This window comes from Bradyrhizobium sp. CB2312, from assembly GCF_029714425.1.
Taxonomy (GTDB): Bacteria; Pseudomonadota; Alphaproteobacteria; order Rhizobiales; family Xanthobacteraceae; genus Bradyrhizobium.
The window spans coordinates 5626107-5644868 of sequence record NZ_CP121668.1 but is presented as its reverse complement, the minus strand read 5'-3'; the positions used below and the strand labels follow the sequence as shown (position 1 = coordinate 5644868).

Below are 18762 nucleotides of genomic sequence, written 5' to 3'. Positions count from 1 at the left end.
GCCGGGCCATTTCGAGCCGGTAGCGACCCCATGATGCGTTGGTTTCGCGCTCTGCTTCCCAGGGAAGAGCGCTTTTTCGAACTGTTCGACCGCCATGCCCAGACCGTGATTCAGGGCGCCGTTGCACTCCAGGGCGTGCTCAATGGCGGCGAGGAGACGCCGGTCTATTGCCAGCGCGTCAACCAGTTCGAGAACGAGGCCGACAACATCACCCGCGAGGTGCTGACGGCGGTGCGACGCACTTTCATCACGCCGTTCGATCGCGGCGACATCAAGAACCTCATCACCTCGATGGACGACGCCATCGACCAGATGCAGCAGACCGCCAAGGCCGTGATGCTGTTCGAGGTCCGCACGTTCGAGCCGCCGATGCGCGAGATCGGCGGGCTCCTGATCGAGTGCGCCAATCTGGTCGGACGCGCATTGCCGCTGTTGCAATCGATCGGACCGAACGTCGCGATGCTGACCGCCATCACGGAGGAACTGACCAAGCTCGAGGGGCGCGTCGACGACCTCCATGACATCGGGCTGAAGGAATTGTTCCTCAAGCATCGCGATGGCAACGCGATGGATTTCATCGTCGGCGTCGAGATCTACGACCATCTGGAGAAAGTGGCCGACCGCTTTGACGACGTCGCGAACGAGATCAACAGCATCGTCATCGAGCAGGTCTAGCGCATGATCCGGAAAAGTGTGCAGCGGTTTTCCTTCGCGACAAACGCGGAACGCGTTTGCGCGGAGATCATGCGCGAAGAGTAAGGCAGGGCCGCCGTGGATGCCGTGTTGGGTCTTCCCGTCCTGGTCGGACTGATCGCCGTCGCGCTGCTGTTCGACTTCCTGAACGGCCTGCACGACGCCGCCAATTCGATCGCGACCATCGTGTCGACCCGCGTGCTGCGGCCGCAATTCGCGGTGTTCTGGGCCGCGTTCTTCAATTTCGTCGCCTTCATGGTGTTCGGCCTGCACGTCGCCCAGACCATCGGAACCGGCATCATCGATCCCTCGATCGTCGATGCCCAGGTGATCTTCGCCGCTCTCATCGGCGCCATCATCTGGAACCTCGTGACCTGGGCGCTGGGCATCCCGTCCTCCTCGTCGCATGCGCTGATCGGCGGCCTCGTCGGCGGCGGCATGGCCAAGGCCGGGATTTCGGCGGCGGTGTGGAGCGGTCTGTCGAAGACGGTGCTGGCGATCGTGCTGTCGCCGCTGGTCGGCTTCCTGCTGGCGATGCTGCTGGTGGCGATCGTGTCCTGGCTCTCGGTGCGCTCGACGCCGTTCGCGGTCGATCGCGCGTTCCGCATCCTGCAATTCGCCTCCGCCTCGCTCTATTCGCTCGGCCATGGCGGCAATGATGCGCAGAAGACCATGGGCATCATCGCCGTGCTGCTCTATTCGCAAGGCCATCTCGGCAGCGAATTCTCGGTGCCCTTCTGGGTGGTGCTGTCGTGCCAGGCGGCGATGGCGCTGGGGACGCTGATGGGGGGCTGGCGCATCGTCCGCACCATGGGCCTGCGCATCACCAAACTGACGCCGATGCAGGGCTTTTGCGCCGAGACCGGCGGTGCCGCGACCCTGTTCATGGCGACGTTCCTCGGCGTTCCCGTCTCGACCACCCACACCATCACTGGCGCCATCGTCGGCGTCGGCGCAGCCCGCCGGGTTTCGGCGGTGCGCTGGAACGTCGCAAGCTCGATCGTCTATGCCTGGGTGATCACGATCCCGGCCTCGGCGATCGTGGCTGCGCTGACCTGGTGGGCAGTCCAGCTCTTCAGGTGACGAGCTTCAGGCCGACGATGCCGGCAACGATCAGCCCGATGCTGGCGAGGCGGAAGGCGGTGGCGGGCTCGCCAAACAGGAAGATGCCGAGCGTGGCGGTGCCGACCGCGCCGATCCCGGTCCAGACCGCATAGGCGGTCCCGACGGGCAGGGATTTGAGGGCAAATCCCAGCAGAATGACGCTGCCGGCCATGGCCGCGAGCGTGACGACGGACGGAACAAGCCTGCTGAAACCCTCGGTGTATTTCAGCCCGATCGCCCAGGTGATCTCGAGAAGACCGGCGACGAACAGGATGCTCCAGGCCATGACGACCCTCCATTCAAGGCAGGGTCGTCCCCGCTGGCGATTGGCTGCGAAAGGGAGGGCCGTCCCTCCCGTCGGCGGATATGGGGCTGGCCGGAGGGCTCCGCAATCACCAAATGAGGCTTGATCAGGCCCATTTTCCCTGCCAAACGCTCCCGCCATGTCCGACATCGCCACCACCACAGCCGAATCGCCGGCCCGTTCCCCGCTTGCCTCTGAGGTGGCGCGACGACGGACCTTTGCGATCATCTCCCACCCCGACGCCGGCAAGACCACGCTGACCGAAAAGCTCCTGCTGTTCGGCGGCGCCATCAACCTCGCCGGCCAGGTCAAGGCCAAGGGCGAGCGGCGCAACACGCGTTCGGACTGGATGAAGATCGAGCGCGAGCGCGGCATCTCGGTCGTGACCTCGGTGATGACCTTCGAGTTCGAGGGCCTCGTGTTCAACCTCCTGGACACGCCGGGCCACGAGGACTTTTCGGAAGACACCTATCGCACGCTGACGGCCGTCGACTCCGCCGTCATGGTGATCGACGCCGCCAAGGGCATCGAGGCGCGCACCCGCAAGCTGTTCGAGGTGTGCCGGTTGCGCGACATCCCGATCATCACCTTCATCAACAAGATGGACCGTGAGAGCCGGGACGTGTTCGAGCTGCTCGACGAGATCGAAAAGACCCTGGCGCTCGACACCACGCCAATGACCTGGCCGGTTGGCCGCGGCCGCGACTTCCTTGGCACCTACGACGTCATTAACGGCGGTGTCCGCCTGCTCGAAGGCGGCGGTGCCAAGACCGGCGCCGTGCAGCAGATCGAGATCGCCGAGCTCGCCAAGCTCAACGCCAATCTCGACGCCTCTGCTGTGAAGGACGAACTCGAGCTCGTCACCGAAGCTTCAAAACCATTCGAGCTCGACGCGTTTCGCGAAGGGCATCTAACGCCGGTCTATTTCGGCAGCGCGCTGCGCAATTTCGGCGTCGGCGACCTCCTGGAAGGTCTCGGCAGGTTCGCGCCCGAGCCGCGCGCGCAGGACAGCGACCAGCGCAAGGTCGAGGCCACCGATCCGCGCATGAGCGCCTTCGTGTTCAAGATCCAGGCCAACATGGATCCGAACCACCGCGACCGCATTGCCTTCGCGCGCCTGTGCTCCGGCAAGCTCAGCCGTGGCATGAAGGCGAAGCTGGTGCGCACCGGCAAGAGCATGCCGCTGTCGAGCCCGCAATTCTTCTTCGCGCAGGACCGCTCGGTGGCGGACGAGGCCTTTGCCGGCGATGTCGTCGGCATCCCCAATCACGGCACGCTCCGCATCGGCGACACGCTGACCGAAGGCGAGGATTTCAACTTTGTCGGCGTGCCGAGCTTTGCGCCGGAAATCGTTCGCCGCGTCCGGCTCACCGACGCCATGAAGGCGAAGAAGCTGAAGGAAGCGCTTCAGCAGATGTCGGAAGAGGGCGTGGTCCAGGTGTTCCGGCCGCGCGACGGCGCGCCCGCACTGGTCGGCGTGGTCGGCGCACTTCAGCTCGACGTGCTGAAGGCGCGCCTCGAAGCCGAATATTCGCTGCCGGTCGAATTCGAGGTCAGCGAGTTCCAGCTCGCGCGCTGGGTTTCCTCCGAGGACCGCAAGAAGCTCGACACCTTCATCGCCGCCAACACCTCCAGCATTGCCGACGATGTCGACGGCGATCCCGTGTACCTGGCGCGGAACGAGTTCTATCTCGGCTACACCAGGGAGCGCGCCGAGGGCATCGAGTTCACCAACGTCAAGGACGTCAAGAAGAAAGGGTAGGGCGCTCTCGCCCGCCACTGGCCACACGCCCCACTATCATTCCCCGCGAAGGCGGGGAATCCAGTACGCCGCAGCCCATCGATCCAATCATTGCCGTCACGGCGTACTGGGTCGCCCGGTCAAGCCGGGCGACGACAGCGTGCTTGAACGCAAGCATGTGAACGTCCGCAGGCTTGACGTTGTCAGAGGCAATGCCACCTTCGACTCGTGTGACATCGCGAGCTCGCATCATGTGGCGCGTCATCCTTCCTTTTCTCCTGCTGGCGATCTCGACGATGGCGGCCGACGCGCGGCCGCGCCAGATCAATCCGATTCCGTTTTCGCACGAGCCGTGCAGCGTCCTCGACGGCCGGCCCTGTACGCCGTATTATTGCAGCCCGCTCGAGCCCGGCCCCTGCATTCCCGAGATCGACTATCCCTACGGCCAGAAACTCCAGCTCACGATCGAGAGCGTTCCGTCCGACGCCGATCGCGCCAAGTATCAAAGGCCGGATCACGACCTCGACACGATCGGCGACCTCTTCGCCGAGCTGCGCAGCTGCTGGTCGCCACCCTCTGACAATACACGGGCGGGCATGCAGATGTCGGTGCGTTTCAGCTTCAACAAGGCGGGCGGCCTGATCGGCCCGCCACGCCTGACATACGCGACCGCGGGCGTCCCCGCCGACATCCGAACCACCTATCTCAACGCGATCAATTCATCGCTGAAAGCCTGTCTGCCGCTGAAATTCACCGGCGGCCTCGGCGGCGCGCTGGCCGGACGGCCGATTGCGATCCGCTACGTCGACAATCGGGAGCCCGGCAAGTAGCGCGTCAGTTGCGACCGGCGGCCAATCGATGATACGCCATGGGCGGGGCGCTGGACGAGGGGAGGATGTCGTGGGTCTGCTGGTCATGATCCTGGGGCTGGTGCTGTTTTTCGCGGCCCATGTTTTCACCACGAAACGTGAGGCACGCGGGCAGGCCATCGCGCGGCTGGGCGAGGGGACCTACAAGCTCCTCTACTCCGTCGTTTCGCTTGCGGGGCTGGCGCTGATCATCTGGGGCTTTGCCCATTATCGCAGTTCCGGCTGGATCGATGTCTGGTATCCGCCGAAGGCGCTCAAGCACATTACCCTGGCGCTGATGCTTCCCGCGGTCATCCTGGTGGTCGCCTCCTACCTGCGCGGCCGCATCTATGCGACGTTGAAGCATCCGATGCTGGCCGGCATCAAGCTCTGGGCGGCGGCGCATCTGCTCGCCAACGGCGATCTCGGCTCCATCATCCTGTTCGGCTCGTTCCTGGGCTGGGCGGTGTATGACCGCATCTCGCTCAAGCATCGCAAGGACGCCGGCGGGCCGCCGATCCCGGTGGGCGGCGTCACCAACGATCTGATCGCGGTCGCCGTCGGCATCGTTGCGTATCTGGCGCTGGCCTTTGCGTTCCATCCTGTCGTGATCGGCGTTCCCGTCATGGGCATCTAGCCGACCGGCACAAGACAGCACCGCTCGATCGTGCGCGGAAGATAACAAGAGCAATAAGCCGAGGCGTTCCGATGGACTGGTCGCAATCTCAGATTTCGCCGATGCGTCTCGAGGCGCGCTTTGGCGATCGGGTGGTGCCGGCGTTCTGCGACCGTCCCGCGAACCTGTGGGCGATGATCGCAGACGCCTGCGCCCGCAATGCCGATGGCGAAGCGCTCATCGCAGGCGACGTCCGCCTGAGCTGGCGGCAGGCGGTGGAGCGGTCGGCACGGATCGCGGCGGGCTTTCGCAAGCTCGGCCTGCAACGCGGCGATCGTGTTGCGATCCTGCTCGGCAACCGCATCGAGTTTCCGCTTCTGCTGTTCGCCGCCGTGCATGAGGGCCTCGTCACGGTGCTGCTCAGCACGCGCCAGCAGAAGCCGGAGATCGCCTATGTGCTCGCCGATTGCGGCGCGAAGGTCCTGATCCATGAGGCGGGGCTCGCCGACCGGCTGCCCGATGCATCGGATGTGCCCGCTGTGATCCACCGCGTCGTCGTCGACAGCGATCCGGTCCTGTCGCGTTTCGCCACGCTCGCTGACCACGCGCCGGCCTCGGCGCCGGTCGAGGTGGGTGAAGAGGACACCGCAATGATCCTCTACACATCGGGCACGACGGGCAAGCCGAAGGGCGCGATGCTCGCCCATTGCAACATCGTGCATTCCTCGATGGTGTTCGTGTCCTGCCTGCAATTGACGGCAGCGGACCGTTCGATCGCGGCCGTGCCGCTCGGCCACGTCACCGGCGTCGTCGCCAACATCACGACGATGATCCGCTGCGGCGGCGCACTGATCATCATGCCGGAGTTCAAGGCCGCGGATTATCTCAAGCTCGCCGCGCGCGAGCGCGTCACTTACACGGTGATGGTGCCGGCGATGTACAATCTCTGCCTGCTCCAGCCCGATTTCGACAACTATGATCTCTCGAGCTGGCGCATCGGCGGCTTCGGCGGCGCGCCGATGCCGGTCGCGACCATCGAGAAGCTCAAGGCGACGATCCCCGGCCTGAAGCTTGCGAACTGCTACGGCGCGACCGAAACGACGTCACCGTCGACGATCATGCCGGGCGAGCTGACCGCGAGCCACATCGATAGCGTGGGCCTGCCGTGCCCCGGTGCACGCATCATCGCGATGGGGCCTGATGGCCGTGAGCTGCCGCCCGGCGAGATCGGCGAACTCTGGATTCGGAGCGCCTCCGTCATCAAGGGCTACTGGAACAATCCGAAGGCGACCGCCGAGAGCTTCACCGCTGGATTCTGGCACTCCGGCGATCTCGGCTCGGTCGACGCCGAAGGCTTTGTCCGCGTGTTCGACCGGCAGAAGGACATGATCAACCGCGGCGGCCTGAAGATCTATTCCGCCGAGGTCGAATCCGTCCTAGCCGGCCATCCCGCGGTGGTCGAGAGTGCGATCATCGCCAGGGCGTGCCCGGTGCTTGGCGAGCGCGTCCATGCCGTCGTGGTGACACGCGCGCCGGTGGCCGCCGATGCCTTGCGGGCCTGGTGCGCGGAACGGCTGTCCGACTACAAGGTCCCCGAGACCATGGCGATCACTGCCGAGCCGCTGCCGCGCAATGCCAATGGCAAGGTGCTGAAGCGGCAGCTGCGGGAGCTCTTGGGGACCTGAGCCGGCCAGAGGGTGGTTTCGGGCTTCTGCCGGGTGGTTAACGCCTTGATTGGGCTGGCTTTGCCTTGCCACCGCCATATCGTTAGGGTACCTCGCCGCCACGCGGGTACGGGATTCTTGACGCGGACGCATTGGCGCGCGCACCCGGACGGGCATGGGATTAGCATAAGTGTCTGAATTATTTGACGAAGTCGACGAGGAAGTACGTCGCGAACAGCTCAAGAAGCTGTGGGATAAGTATTCGATCTACTTCATCGCCCTGATGGTGCTGGTCGTGGCCGCTGTCGGCGGCTGGCGCGGCTATCAATACCTGGAGGCCAAGAAGGCCGCCGAGGCCGGCGCCGCCTTCGAGAAGGCCGTCGAGCTGTCCGACCAGAACAAGCACGCCGAGGCCGAGGCCGCCTTCACCGAGCTCGCCGCCAGGGCGCCGTCGGGCTATCGCACCCTGGCGCGGCTGCGCGCCGCGGCGGAGGCCGCCCCCCGCGATCCCAAGGCGGCCGCGAAGCTGTATGATGATATCGCCGCCGATCGCAGTGTGGGTGGTGAGTGGCAGGATATGGCAAAGATCCGCGCCGCCGGCTTGCTGCTCGACAGCGCGTCCTATGCCGACATTCAGCAGCGGCTCGAGGCTTCGGCCGCGCCCAAATCGACCTTCCGCCACAGCGCGCGCGAGATGCTGGCGCTGTCGGCCTGGCGCAACAATGACGCGACCGCCGCGCGCAAATGGCTCGATACGATTGCCGAAGACGGCGAAACGCCGCCAGGGCTGCGCTCGCGCGCCGAGGCGCTTCAGGCTCTGCTGCCGCCCGTCGCCAAAAGCTGACAAGAGCTGACCTTCGGGCCCTCTGACGTAACGAGACACCAAGATGCGCCGCACGCCACGCTTGATCGCAGCCGCCGTCCTGATCGCCTTCACAGGCGTCCTGGGCGGCTGCTCCAGCTTCGATCCAAGCGACATGCTCGACTTCCTCGACACCAAGAAGAAGCTGCCAGGCGACCGCAAGCCGGTGTTCCCGGAAGGTGTCCCGGGCCTCGAGCAAGGCGTCCCGAAGGAGCTGTACAAGGGCGCCCAGCAACAGCCCGATCCGAACGCGGGGGCCGTTGCGGCTTTGCCGACAGAGCCGCCGCCGCCTGAGCCGGCCAAGGGCGCCAAGGCGAAGAAGAGCAAGCAGCCGGCCGCCGCGGCCGCACCCGCGCAGGCGCCCGCCGGCGAGGTCGATGGCGAGGCCCAGCCGGAAGCTGCGCCGCCGTCGGCCGCTCCGCCGCCCAAGCAGAAGATCGTCCGCAAGCGCACCACCGCGCCGCCGCCGGACCAGCCCGTCCAACAGCAGCCGGCACAATCGGCCCAGACCACGCAGCAGCAGTCGCAGGGCGCTTTCCCGGCGCCGCTGCCGAGCGGCAGCTTCTCGCGCTAATCATCCTCACTGCATTGACAGGCGCAGCCTCGGCAGCGCACGAATGACCGATGTCCTTCACGATCGCCATCATCGGCCGGCCCAATGTCGGCAAGTCGACGCTGTTCAACCGCCTGGTCGGACAGAAGCTCGCGCTCGTCGATGATCTGCCGGGCGTCACCCGCGACCGCCGCGAGGGTGAGGCCAGGCTCGGCGATCTCCAATTCACCATCATCGATACCGCCGGCCTCGACGAGGGCGCCAAGGGTTCGCTGACTGCGCGGATGCAGGAGCAGACCGAGACCGCGATCGCGCAGGCGGACGCGCTGTTCTTCGTGATCGACGCCCGCATCGGCCTCACGCCCACTGATCGCGCCTTCGCCGATTTTGCCCGCAAGGCCAACAAGCCGGTGCTGCTCGTCGCCAACAAGAGCGAAGGCAAGCATGGCGATGCCGGCGCGATGGAATCCTTTGCTCTCGGTCTCGGCGATCCCATCCAGATCTCGGCCGAGCATGGCGAGGGCATGGGCGAGCTCTACGATGAGCTGGCTAAGCTGATGCCGGAGCCCGTCGAAGAAGACGAGGATGAGGACGACGCGCCGCTCTCGGAAGAAGAGGCCGCGACGCGCCCGATCCGGGTCGCCATCGTCGGCCGGCCCAATGCCGGCAAGTCGACGCTGATCAATCATCTGCTCGGCGAAGAACGTTTGTTGACCAGCCCGGAGGCCGGCACCACGCGCGATTCCATCGCGGTCGAGATCAACTGGAAGGGCCGCGATTTCCGCGTGTTCGATACCGCAGGCCTGCGCCGGCGCTCGCGCATCGAGGAGAAGCTGGAAAAGCTCTCGGTCGCCGACGCGCTGCGCGCGGTTCGCTTTGCCGAAGTCGTCGTGCTGATGATGGACTCGCAGAACCGCTTCGAGGAGCAGGACCTGCGCATCGCCGATCTGATCGAGCGCGAGGGCCGCGCCGTCGTGCTCGCCGTCAACAAATGGGACCTGATGGAGACCAAGGGCGGCGGTGCGATCTCCGGCCTGCGCCGCGACGCCGATCATTGGCTGCCGCAGGTCAAGGGCGTGCCGATCGTTGCCGTGTCAGGCTTGATGGGCGAGGGCATCGACCGCCTGATGCAGGCGATCCAGGACGCCTATGCGGTCTGGAACAGGCGCGTGCCGACCTCCGCACTCAATCGCTGGTTCGAGCAGGCGATCCAGGCCAATCCGCCGCCCGCGGTGTCCGGCCGCCGGCTGAAGCTGAACTACATCACGCAGAACAAGGCGCGCCCGCCGAGCTTCGTGCTGTTCTGCTCGCGCGCCGACGCCGTGCCGCAGTCCTATTTGCGCTATTTGACCAATTCCATGCGCGAGACCTTCGAGCTTCCGGGAACGCCGGTGCGCATCACCCTGCGCGAGAAGGCCAATCCCTTCGCGCACAAGCGCAAGCGGCCGTCATGAGTGACGGCGCCGGCGAGGCGGTGGCGCAAGGCACAGCGCCGGTCCGGCGCGGCGCGGTCGCCTTCATCTTCGTCACCATCCTGCTCGACATGCTCGCGCTCGGCGTGATCATGCCGATCCTGCCAAAGCTGGTCGAGAGCTTCGTGGGCAACGACACGGCTCATGCGGCGCGCATTTTCGGACTGTTCGGCTCCGCCTGGGCGCTGATGCAGTTCGTGTTCTCGCCGATGCTTGGCGCGCTGTCGGATCGCTTCGGACGGCGGCCGGTGGTGCTGCTGTCGAATTTTGGGCTCGCCGCCGACTACGTCCTGATGGCGCTGGCGCCGTCGCTGACGTGGCTGTTCATCGGCGCTTGATCTCCGGAATCACCTCGGCGAGCATCTCGACCGCCTTTGCCTACATCTCGGACATCACGCCGCCGGAACAGCGGGCGGCGGTGTTCGGCAGGATTGGCGCGGCGTTCGGTGCAGGATTCATCCTGGGGCCGGCGCTCGGCGGTCTGCTCGGCGACATCGATCCGCGGCTGCCGTTCTGGGCCGCGGCGGCCTTGAGCTTTGCCAATGCGCTCTATGGATTACTGGTCCTGCCGGAATCGCTGGCGCCCGAAAAACGCGCGCCGTTCCACTGGACCAGCGCCAATCCGGTCGGAGCGCTACGTCTGCTGCGTTCCAACGCGGCACTGGCTGGGCTGTCGATCGTCAATTTCATCGCGCAAGTCGCGCATGTGGTGCTGCCGTCGACCTTCGTGCTCTATGCGACCTATCGCTACGGTTGGGATTCCAAGACCGTGGGCCTGACGCTGGCCATGGTCGGCATCTGCACCATGGTGGTGCAGGGGCTCGCGATCGGCCCGATCGTGCGCCTGCTCGGCGAGCGGAACGCGCTGCTGATGGGCTTGTGCTGTGGCGCGATCGGCTTCGTGATCCTGGGCGCTGCGCCGACCGGACCGCTGTCCTGGATCGGTATTCCCGTGCTGTCGCTGTGGGGCATCTCTGGCGCCGCCTCGCAATCGCTGATGACGCGGCTGGTCGCGCCCGATCAGCAGGGCCAGTTGCAGGGCGCGACCGCGAGCGTGCAGAGCGTCTCGCAGCTCGTCGGCCCGTTCCTGTTCACCCTGACGTTCTCCTATTTCATCGGCGCCAGCGCGCCGCTGCATCTGCCCGGCGCACCATTCCTGCTCGCGGCCGTGCTGATGGTGGCGTGCGTTGCGATCGCGCTGCGGGCGCTGGCGACCACGAAGACAGTCTCGTAGACCCGTAGGGTGGGCAAAGCGAAGCGTGCCCACCACGTCTTGAGTATGTGGCGAGAAGGTGGGTACGGCGCTTACGCGCCTTTGCCCACCCTACGGCAGTGTAGAATGCCGCGCGAGATCCTCAGGTGCGCAATTGCGCACCATAGTTCGATGCTATGCATCGCCCCGGGATGACCGCTACGCGGTCACTTCTTCACCAGCGGGCACTCGCTGTCCTTGAGCGGCTTGGCCGCGTCTTCGGCCGAGATGGTCGCGACCAGCTTGTAATAGTCCCACGGACCCTTCGACTCCTCCGGCTTCTTCACCTCGAACAGGTAAGCCGGGATGATGCGGCGGCCGTCCTCGCGCAGCGGGCCCTTGCCGAACAGTGGATCGTCGGTCGGGATTTCCTTCATCTTGGCGACGACCTTGGCGCCGTCATGCGGGTTGCCGCCGAGCGCCTCGAGCGCCTTGAGGTAATGCAGCACGCCGGCATAGTTGCCGGCCTGCGTCATCGACGGCATCGCCTTGTTGGCGGTCTTATCCTGGAAACGCTTCGAGAAGGCGCGCGTGCCCTCGTTGAGGTCCCAGTAGAAGGATTCGGTGAAGGTCAGGCCGTGCGCGGTCTTGAGGCCGAGCGAGTGGACGTCGTTGATGAACAGCAGGAGCGCGGCGAGCTTCTGGCCGCCTTCGACGATGCCGAACTCGGCCGCCTGCTTGATCGAGTTGGTGGTGTCGCCGCCGGCATTGGCAAGCCCGACGATCTTCGCCTTGGAGTTCTGCGCCTGCAGCAGGAAGGAGGAGAAGTCGGACGTATTGAGCGGATGCTTGACACCGCCGAGCACCTTGCCGCCGTTCGCGGTGACCACCGCGCTGGTGTCACGCTCGAGCGCGGCGCCGAATGCATAGTCGGCGGTCAGGAAGAACCAGGTGTCGCCGCCGGCCTTGGTCAGCGCCTTGCCGGTGCCGTTGGCGAGCATGTAGGTGTCGTAGGTGTAGGAGATGGTGTTGGCGTTGCAGGCCTTGCCGGTGAGGTCGGCGCTGGCGCCGCCATTGTTGAGCAAAACGACGTTCTTTTCCTTGGCGACGTTGCTGACCGCAAGCGCCACGCCGGAGTTCGGCGTGTCGGTGATCATGTCGACCTTCTGGGTGTCGATCCACTGCCGCGCGATGTTGACGCCGATGTCCGGCTTGTTCTGGTGGTCGCCGCTGACGACTTCGATCTTCCAGCCCTTGGCAGCCAGGCCGGAATCCTCCACCGCCATCTTGACTGCCACCACGGAGTTGGGGCCGCCGATGTCGGCGTAGAGACTGGACATGTCATTGAGCACGCCGATCGTGACAGTCTTGTCCTGGGCGTAGGCGGATGTGGCAAAACCGAAAGCGGCGCAGGCCAGAAGGGCCGCGGAGCGGCGCGCGAACGTCGTCGTCATAAAAGGTTTCCTCCATTGTCAAATATGCGGACGGCCCTCTTGCGGAGCCTTGTTCCGGCTGATGGCTCTACCGTGTCCCGCAGGTCCCGGCAATGCGCCTAAAGCCGGATGACGCTGCGTCGTAGCGTCATCCGTCGGTTAACTTTTGGACAAAATGCGTTGAGACGCTATTTCAGCGCGTCCGAGGTCAGCTTGAATTTCTGGATGCGTTTTCCGGTATCGACCTCGGCGGTATAGACATTACCCTTGGCGTCGATCGCCATCGCATGCACCCAGTGGAATTGCCCAGCATTGCGGCCGTTATGCCCGAAGCTGCCGACGACGCCGCCGTCGTCGCGCTTGATCACCCTGATCTCGTTGTTCTCGCCGTCGGCGCTGAGCAGATAAGTCTGCTTCGGATCGGGCCAGATCGCGATGTCCCAGACGGCGCCATTGCCGAGCGTGTTCTTCTCGAAGAAGAACTCTTTCACGAAGGTGCCGTCCTTTTTGAACACCTGGATGCGGTTGTTGATGCGGTCGCAGACGTAGACGAGGCCGTCATTGGTGAGCTTCACGCAGTGCACGGGATTTCCGAATTGCTGCGACACCGGCGCCTTGGGATCATACGGACCTTGCTTGTCATCATTCGGCTTGTTGCCGTAGGCGCCCCAGTGCCGCTTGTAGGCGAGCGTCGTTGCATCGAACACGATGACGCGGTGGTTGCCGTAGCCGTCGGCGACGTAGATTTCGTTCGCCTCCTTGTCGATCGCGGTTTCGGCGGGCTTGCCGAGCTGCGTCGTGTCGTTGCTGCCGAGGCTCGGCGCGATCTTGCCGATCTGCGCCACGAACTTGCCGTCCAGTGTGAACTTCAGGATCGCGTTGTCGTTGTCGGCATTGCCGCCGACCCAGACGAAGCCGCGCTCGTCGACCTCGATGCCGTGCTCGCGGCCGACCCACTCATAGCCTTCGCCCGGTCCGCCCCAGGACCGCAGCAGGTTGCCATCGCTGTCGAACTCGAGGACGGGCGGCGCCGAGACGCAGCATTTGGAGCGCGGCGGGTTGAGGCTCGCGCCTTTCTCATCGTCGGTGAGCGAGCGCGGGCGATGGATCACCCAGATGTGGCCCTGCCAGTCGACGGTGATGCCGCCGACCTGGCCGAGGATCCAGTTGTTCGGCAGCTGCTTCGGCCAGGAAGGATCGACCGCGAAGGTCGGGACGTCGGCAGCAATCGCAACGCCCGGAAGGACGAGCGCAATGGCTGCGATCAGGATGGAGAAGGCGTGAGAGACATTTGCGAGCGCACGCGAAAGCCCTGCGCGATGCCATGGTGTCATGGCGACCTCCCTTTTTTGGCCTGCAGCTTGCTGCCGCTTGAGCGCCGGCAGTCAATCGCGGGGAGGGACCCGAGTCAATCAGGCCGGCGGGCGGAAGCTCATCAGGCTGCGGGTCTTATAGTCGTAGAACTTGCCAGTCTCGGTCCAGTCGGGCGCGCAGAGCGGCACGATGAATTCGGCGACCTGCTCGGGCGTGTCGAGCGTCGCGGGGTCTTCGCCGGGCATCAGGGTCGCGCGCATACGGGTGCGGATCGGCCCGGGATTGAACAGGTTGACGCGTAGAGACGTGTTCGCGGTCTCCTGCGCCCAGGCGCGCGCCAGCGTCTCCAGCGCGGCCTTGGAGGCGGCGTAGGGGCTGACATAGGCGGTCGCCTTGTTGGCGGCGCCGGAGGTGATGAACACGGCGCGGCCGGCATCGGATTGCCTCAGCAGCGGCTCCATGCAGCGGATCAGCTGGAAGTTGGCAGAGACGTTGACGGCCATGACGTCGTTGAACGTCTTCAGCTCGATATGGCCGATGGGCGAAGAGGGGCCGAGCACGCCGGCATTGCCGACGAGGATGTCGAGCTTGCCATAGCGCTCGTGCAGGCCGGCGCCTAACCGCGCGATGCCATCAAAATCGGTGAGGTCCAGTGGCACCAGCGTGGCGCTGCCGCCGATTTTCCGGATCTCGTCGTCGAGCTCTTCCAGCCCGCCCTGTGTGCGCGCGGTGGCAACGATATGCGCGCCGGCCTTTGCCAAAGCGAGGGCCGTGGCGAATCCAATGCCGCGCGAGGCGCCGGTGACGAGAGCGATGCGATTGGCGAGCGGTTTTGTCATGCAGGCGGTATCGCAGAGGCAGGCGGTCCGCACAAGCCTGCGGCATTGTCATTCCGGGGCGATGCGAAGCATCGAACCCGGAATCTAGAGGCTGCAAGACAACGTCGAGATCCCGGGTTCGGTCCTGCGGACCGCCCCGGGATGACGGCTACGCCGTCAGCTCGCCTCCGCCAGCAGCGACAGCTGCCGCGGCTGCGGCTCGGTCTGGGTCTGGTCGGTGAGGTGGGTCGGATAGGCCCCGGTGAAGCAATGATCCGAGAATTTCGGATTGGCGGGATCGCGGCCGGGCTCGCCCATGGCGCGGTACATGCCGTCGATCGACAGGAAGGCGAGCGAGTCGGCGCCGATGATCTCACGCATCTCCTCCAGCGAATGCGTCGCGGCCAAGAGGCCACCACGATCGGGCAGGTCGATGCCGTAATAATCAGGATAGAGGATCGGCGGCGAAGCGAGGCGGAAATGCACTTCCTTCGCGCCGGCATCGCGCATCATGCGCACGATCTTCTTCGAGGTGGTACCGCGCACCAGCGAGTCGTCGATCAGGATGATGCGCTTGCCTTCGATCGCGGCGCGGTTGGCCGAATGCTTCATGCGCACGCCGGATTCGCGGATCGCCTGCGTCGGCTGGATGAAGGTGCGGCCGACATAGTGGTTGCGGATGATGCCGAGCTCGAACGGCACGCCGGAATGCTGGCTGTAGCCGACCGCAGCGGGTACGCCGGAATCCGGCACCGGCACGACGACGTCGATCGGCACGTGGCTCTCGCGCGCGAGCTGCGCGCCGAAGGCCTTGCGCACTTCATAGACCGAGCGGCCGTGAACGATGGAATCCGGCCGGGAGAAATAGATGTATTCGAAGATGCAGGGGCGCGGCGCCATCGGCGGGAACGGCTTGTGGATGTCCTGGCCGTTCTCGTCGAACACGATGACTTCGCCCGGCTCGATGTCGCGGATGAAGCGGGCGCCGATGATGTCGAGCGCGCAGGTCTCCGAGGTCAGGATCGGGCAGCCGTCGAGCTCACCGAGCACGAGCGGACGGATGCCGCGCGGGTCGCGCGCGCCGACGAGTTTCTTGTTGGTCAGCGAGACCAGCGCATAGGCGCCCTCGATCTCGCGCAGCGCGTCGATGTAGCGCTCGATGAAGCGGGCGCGCTTGGAGCGCGCGACCAGATGCAGGATCACTTCGGTGTCGGTGGTCGACTGCATCATCGCGCCGTGCTTCACGAGCTCGCGGCGCAGCGTCAGGCCGTTGGTGAGGTTGCCGTTGTGGGCGACCGCGAGGCCGCCGGCATTGAGCTCGGCGAACAGCGGCTGCACGTTGCGCAGGATGGTGGCGCCGGTGGTGGAATAGCGGACATGGCCGACTGCCATGTTGCCGGGCAGGCGATCGATCACCTCGCGGCGGGAGAAGGTGTCGCCGACGAGACCGAGGCGGCGTTCGCTGTGAAAGCGGCTGCCGTCGTAGGAGACGATGCCGGCGGCTTCCTGGCCGCGGTGCTGGAGGGCGTGGAGACCGAGCGCCGTGATGGCGGCGGCGTCGGGGTGGCCGTAGATGCCGAACACGCCGCATTCCTCGCGCAGCGTATCCCCTTCCAGATCGTCCTGAAGCTCCAGCGCGGATGGGCCCAAACCGGCCTTGGCGTCGAGATCAAGTTGAGCGTCCTGGTCAGGGTGTCGCATCTCGTTCGCGCCTCTCTCTGGGCTCAAGTCAACGTGCCGCGGGTTTCTCGATCAGTTTTTTCAAACTGTCACGAGCCGGTTTACTGTATCCGTCGCCACTGCCCGAAGGCTGCTGCTCGGAATCAGCTTGATCATCATCTGGTTTGTTTTTCTTGAATCTCTTCAAGATGGTGTTCTCGGGGTCATCAGGCAAGAGGGACATCAGCCAATCGCCGGTTCCCTGGAGCACGACGCGGGACTTGGCCCCCGTGACCCAGTCGGGGCGCTGCTTGTCCGGCACCAGCCAGGTGAAGAACAGGAACGCGACCACGACGATCAAAAGCCCGCGAGCGAGGCCAAACAGGAACCCCAGGGTGCGGTCCAGCGCGCCGATGCGCGAATCCAGGATCATGTCGGAGATCCGGACCGTGATCACGGAAACGATGACCAGGGTGCCGACGAACACGCCTGCGACGACGACCACGCTCGCGACCGTGTCGTTGTTGAAATAGGTCTTGGCCGTCGGCAGCAGCTTCGAGAAGGAGTAGAGCGTCACGATCGCCGCCGTGCCCCAGGCTGCGATCGACAGGATTTCGCGCATGAAGCCGCGGACCATGGCGAGCAGGCCCGAGATCAGCATCACACCGAGCAGGATCAGGTCGAGGAGTGTTACTGGCATCGGCTGGTCTGGTCCGCTCGTACTTCAAAGGTGCTCAGCGAATCGGTGCTTGGCCGCTGCCTTAAAAGAGGGGCAGACGGCGTTCCCGGCAAGGCCGCAACCACGCAATCCCATGCTGCTTTTGTGACGGCTGTATAGCGGCGGGGGCGGGGAACGTCACCTCCAGCTAACCCTCTCCACGGCGGAATCTTGCCGGTGTGGCATTTTTCTCCGCCGGAGCGCTCTGATCGCCGCGGCGGGAGCCCCTGGCGGCGATTTCGGCCACCAGCGTCGTGAGGCTGTTGACCGCGTTCAGTGACAATCCGGCGTCACCGCCGGCATCGCCGCCCCGGGCCGATTCGGGCAGTACGGCGCGTTTGAAGCCGAGCTTGGCCGCTTCCTTGAGCCGGGCCGGCGTCTGTGCCACCGGACGGATCACGCCGGAGAGCGAAATTTCGCCGAAATAGACGGCATCGGTGGGTAACTGCGCATTAACCAGGGACGATACCAGTGCGGCTGCGGCGGCCATGTCGGCAGCCGGCTCGTGGATGCGCAGGCCGCCCGCGACGTTCAGATAGACGTCGTGGCCGGACAGCTTGACCCCGCAATGGGCCTCCAGCACCGCCAGCACCATCGAGAGCCGGCTCTGGTCCCAGCCGACCACGGCCCGCCGCGGGGTGCCGAGCGAGGTCGGGGCCACAAGCGCCTGCAATTCGACCAGGACGGGCCTCGTACCCTCGATGCCCGCAAAGACTGCGGTGCCGGGCGTGCCGAGATCGCGCTCGGACAGGAACAGCTCGGAAGGGTTGGTGACCTCGCGCAGGCCAAGGCCGGTCATCTCGAACACGCCGATCTCGTCGGTCGGGCCGAAACGGTTCTTCACGGCGCGCAGGATGCGGAATTGCTGCGAGCCTTCGCCCTCGAACGACATCACCGCGTCGACCATGTGCTCGACGACGCGAGGGCCCGCGATCTGGCCGTCCTTGGTGACGTGGCCGACCAGGATGATGGCAGCGCCGGTTTTCTTGGCGAAACGAATGAGGGCCTGTGCCGAGGCGCGCACCTGCGTCACCGTGCCGGGCGCCGATTCCACCGTGTCCGTCCACATGGTCTGGATCGAGTCGATCACGATCAGCCGCGGGACCGCGCCGTCCGACAGCGTCGAGACGATGTCTTCCACCGATGTCTCTGCGGCGAGCTGCACCGGCGCGTCGGACAGGCCGAGCCGCTCGGCGCGCAGCCGCACCTGGGCGATGGCTTCTTCGCCGGAGATGTAGACGATGCGGTGGCCGGCGCGCGCCATCATGCTGGTCGCCTGCGTCAACAGCGTCGACTTGCCGATGCCGGGATCGCCTCCGACCAAGAGCACCGAGCCGCGGACGAAGCCGCCACCGGTGACGCGGTCGAGCTCGGTCATCCCCGACGACAGGCGCGGCGCGTCCGGGCTCTTGCCGGCAAGGCTCTCCAGGGCGAACGTCCGGCCCTTGCGCTTGGAGCGGATCGACACCGGGACGCTGCCGCTGGTGTCTTCTTCCGCGAGCGTATTCCACTCGCCGCAGGACTCGCATTTGCCCTGCCAGCGGTTATAGGCCGCGCCGCAGTTCTGGCAGACGAAGGAAAGCGTGTTCTTGGCCATGGGGACAGCGAGTCGGAGGGGTTTCGGGCCTGCTGATAGCACGGAACGGAGGGCGGACAGAGCGACCCGCGCCGCCAAATATGGCAATTCAGCGCGTCCGATACACCCTTTGTTAGCTCTGCGCCGCGGCACTAGGCCGGACTTTGCCAAATGTTAGCGGACGCAGGCCCAGTT

At 65.4% G+C, this 18762-nt stretch carries 16 protein-coding genes and 1 pseudogene; 10 read left to right on the top strand and 7 right to left on the bottom strand.

Annotated features, from left to right (window positions below; translation table 11 throughout):
• The first annotated feature begins 30 nt into the window (after window positions 1-30).
• Together QA642_RS27770 and QA642_RS27765 are read left to right on the top strand one after the other, a co-directional pair.
• Entirely contained in the window at window positions 31-675 is a 645-nt protein-coding gene (locus QA642_RS27770; RefSeq protein WP_283079696.1) for a DUF47 domain-containing protein, read from the top strand.
• Window positions 676-771: 96 nt separating this feature from the next.
• The gene (locus QA642_RS27765) at window positions 772-1776 is read left to right on the top strand and encodes an inorganic phosphate transporter (protein WP_283079695.1); all 1005 of its coding nucleotides are present in this window, start codon (window positions 772-774) and stop codon (window positions 1774-1776) included.
• Here the strand turns inward: QA642_RS27765 and sugE are convergent.
• Complete coding sequence (gene sugE / locus QA642_RS27760; protein ID WP_283079694.1) at window positions 1769-2083, bottom strand: quaternary ammonium compound efflux SMR transporter SugE; 315 nt, start codon at window positions 2081-2083, stop codon at window positions 1769-1771. The genes QA642_RS27765 and sugE overlap by 8 nt on opposite strands.
• A 157-nt stretch (window positions 2084-2240) precedes the next feature.
• On the opposite strand from sugE, the gene QA642_RS27755 reads away from it, so the two are divergent.
• From QA642_RS27755 to QA642_RS27720, 8 genes and pseudogenes are all read left to right on the top strand, one after another.
• On the top strand, window positions 2241-3863 hold the full coding sequence (locus QA642_RS27755; protein WP_283079693.1) for a peptide chain release factor 3: 1623 nt from the start codon (window positions 2241-2243) through the stop codon (window positions 3861-3863).
• 230 nt (window positions 3864-4093) lie between these two features.
• The gene (locus QA642_RS27750; RefSeq protein ID WP_283079692.1) at window positions 4094-4672 is read left to right on the top strand and encodes a hypothetical protein; all 579 of its coding nucleotides are present in this window, start codon (window positions 4094-4096) and stop codon (window positions 4670-4672) included.
• Window positions 4673-4742: 70 nt separating this feature from the next.
• Window positions 4743-5327, top strand: a complete 585-nt coding sequence (locus QA642_RS27745; protein ID WP_283079691.1) for an NnrU family protein — start codon at window positions 4743-4745, stop codon at window positions 5325-5327.
• Window positions 5328-5398: 71 nt separating this feature from the next.
• Window positions 5399-6991 carry a class I adenylate-forming enzyme family protein gene (locus tag QA642_RS27740; RefSeq protein WP_283079690.1) on the top strand — a complete coding sequence of 531 codons (1593 nt, stop codon included), beginning with the start codon at window positions 5399-5401 and terminating at the stop codon, window positions 6989-6991.
• Window positions 6992-7160: 169 nt separating this feature from the next.
• Entirely contained in the window at window positions 7161-7814 is a 654-nt protein-coding gene (locus QA642_RS27735; protein ID WP_283079689.1) for a tetratricopeptide repeat protein, read from the top strand.
• A 43-nt stretch (window positions 7815-7857) separates the two neighbouring features.
• The gene (locus tag QA642_RS27730) at window positions 7858-8406 is read left to right on the top strand and encodes a hypothetical protein (RefSeq protein WP_283079688.1); all 549 of its coding nucleotides are present in this window, start codon (window positions 7858-7860) and stop codon (window positions 8404-8406) included.
• A gap of 50 nt (window positions 8407-8456) precedes the next feature.
• Window positions 8457-9839 (top strand): ribosome biogenesis GTPase Der, encoded by a 1383-nt coding sequence (gene der, locus QA642_RS27725; RefSeq protein ID WP_283079687.1) that lies wholly within the window; start codon window positions 8457-8459, stop codon window positions 9837-9839.
• A pseudogene (locus tag QA642_RS27720) lies at window positions 9836-11091 on the top strand (MFS transporter). Before der ends, QA642_RS27720 begins: the two are co-directional and overlap by 4 nt.
• 185 nt (window positions 11092-11276) lie before the next feature.
• Here the strand turns inward: QA642_RS27720 and QA642_RS27715 are convergent.
• The 6 genes from QA642_RS27715 to radA form a co-directional block, all read right to left on the bottom strand.
• Window positions 11277-12503, bottom strand: a complete 1227-nt coding sequence (locus QA642_RS27715; RefSeq protein ID WP_027557542.1) for an ABC transporter substrate-binding protein — start codon at window positions 12501-12503, stop codon at window positions 11277-11279.
• A 167-nt stretch (window positions 12504-12670) separates the two neighbouring features.
• Window positions 12671-13816 carry a hypothetical protein gene (locus QA642_RS27710; protein ID WP_283079686.1) on the bottom strand — a complete coding sequence of 382 codons (1146 nt, stop codon included), beginning with the start codon at window positions 13814-13816 and terminating at the stop codon, window positions 12671-12673.
• A gap of 78 nt (window positions 13817-13894) precedes the next feature.
• Window positions 13895-14635: an SDR family NAD(P)-dependent oxidoreductase gene (locus QA642_RS27705; RefSeq protein WP_283079685.1), complete on the bottom strand. Its 741-nt coding sequence runs from the start codon at window positions 14633-14635 to the stop codon at window positions 13895-13897.
• A gap of 156 nt (window positions 14636-14791) precedes the next feature.
• Window positions 14792-16315 carry an amidophosphoribosyltransferase gene (purF, locus tag QA642_RS27700; RefSeq protein ID WP_283079684.1) on the bottom strand — a complete coding sequence of 508 codons (1524 nt, stop codon included), beginning with the start codon at window positions 16313-16315 and terminating at the stop codon, window positions 14792-14794.
• A gap of 28 nt (window positions 16316-16343) precedes the next feature.
• Window positions 16344-16973: a CvpA family protein gene (locus QA642_RS27695; protein WP_092216675.1), complete on the bottom strand. Its 630-nt coding sequence runs from the start codon at window positions 16971-16973 to the stop codon at window positions 16344-16346.
• A 166-nt stretch (window positions 16974-17139) separates the two neighbouring features.
• Window positions 17140-18588 (bottom strand): DNA repair protein RadA, encoded by a 1449-nt coding sequence (gene radA / locus QA642_RS27690; RefSeq protein WP_283079683.1) that lies wholly within the window; start codon window positions 18586-18588, stop codon window positions 17140-17142.
• Between the last annotated feature and the right edge of the window lie 174 nt (window positions 18589-18762).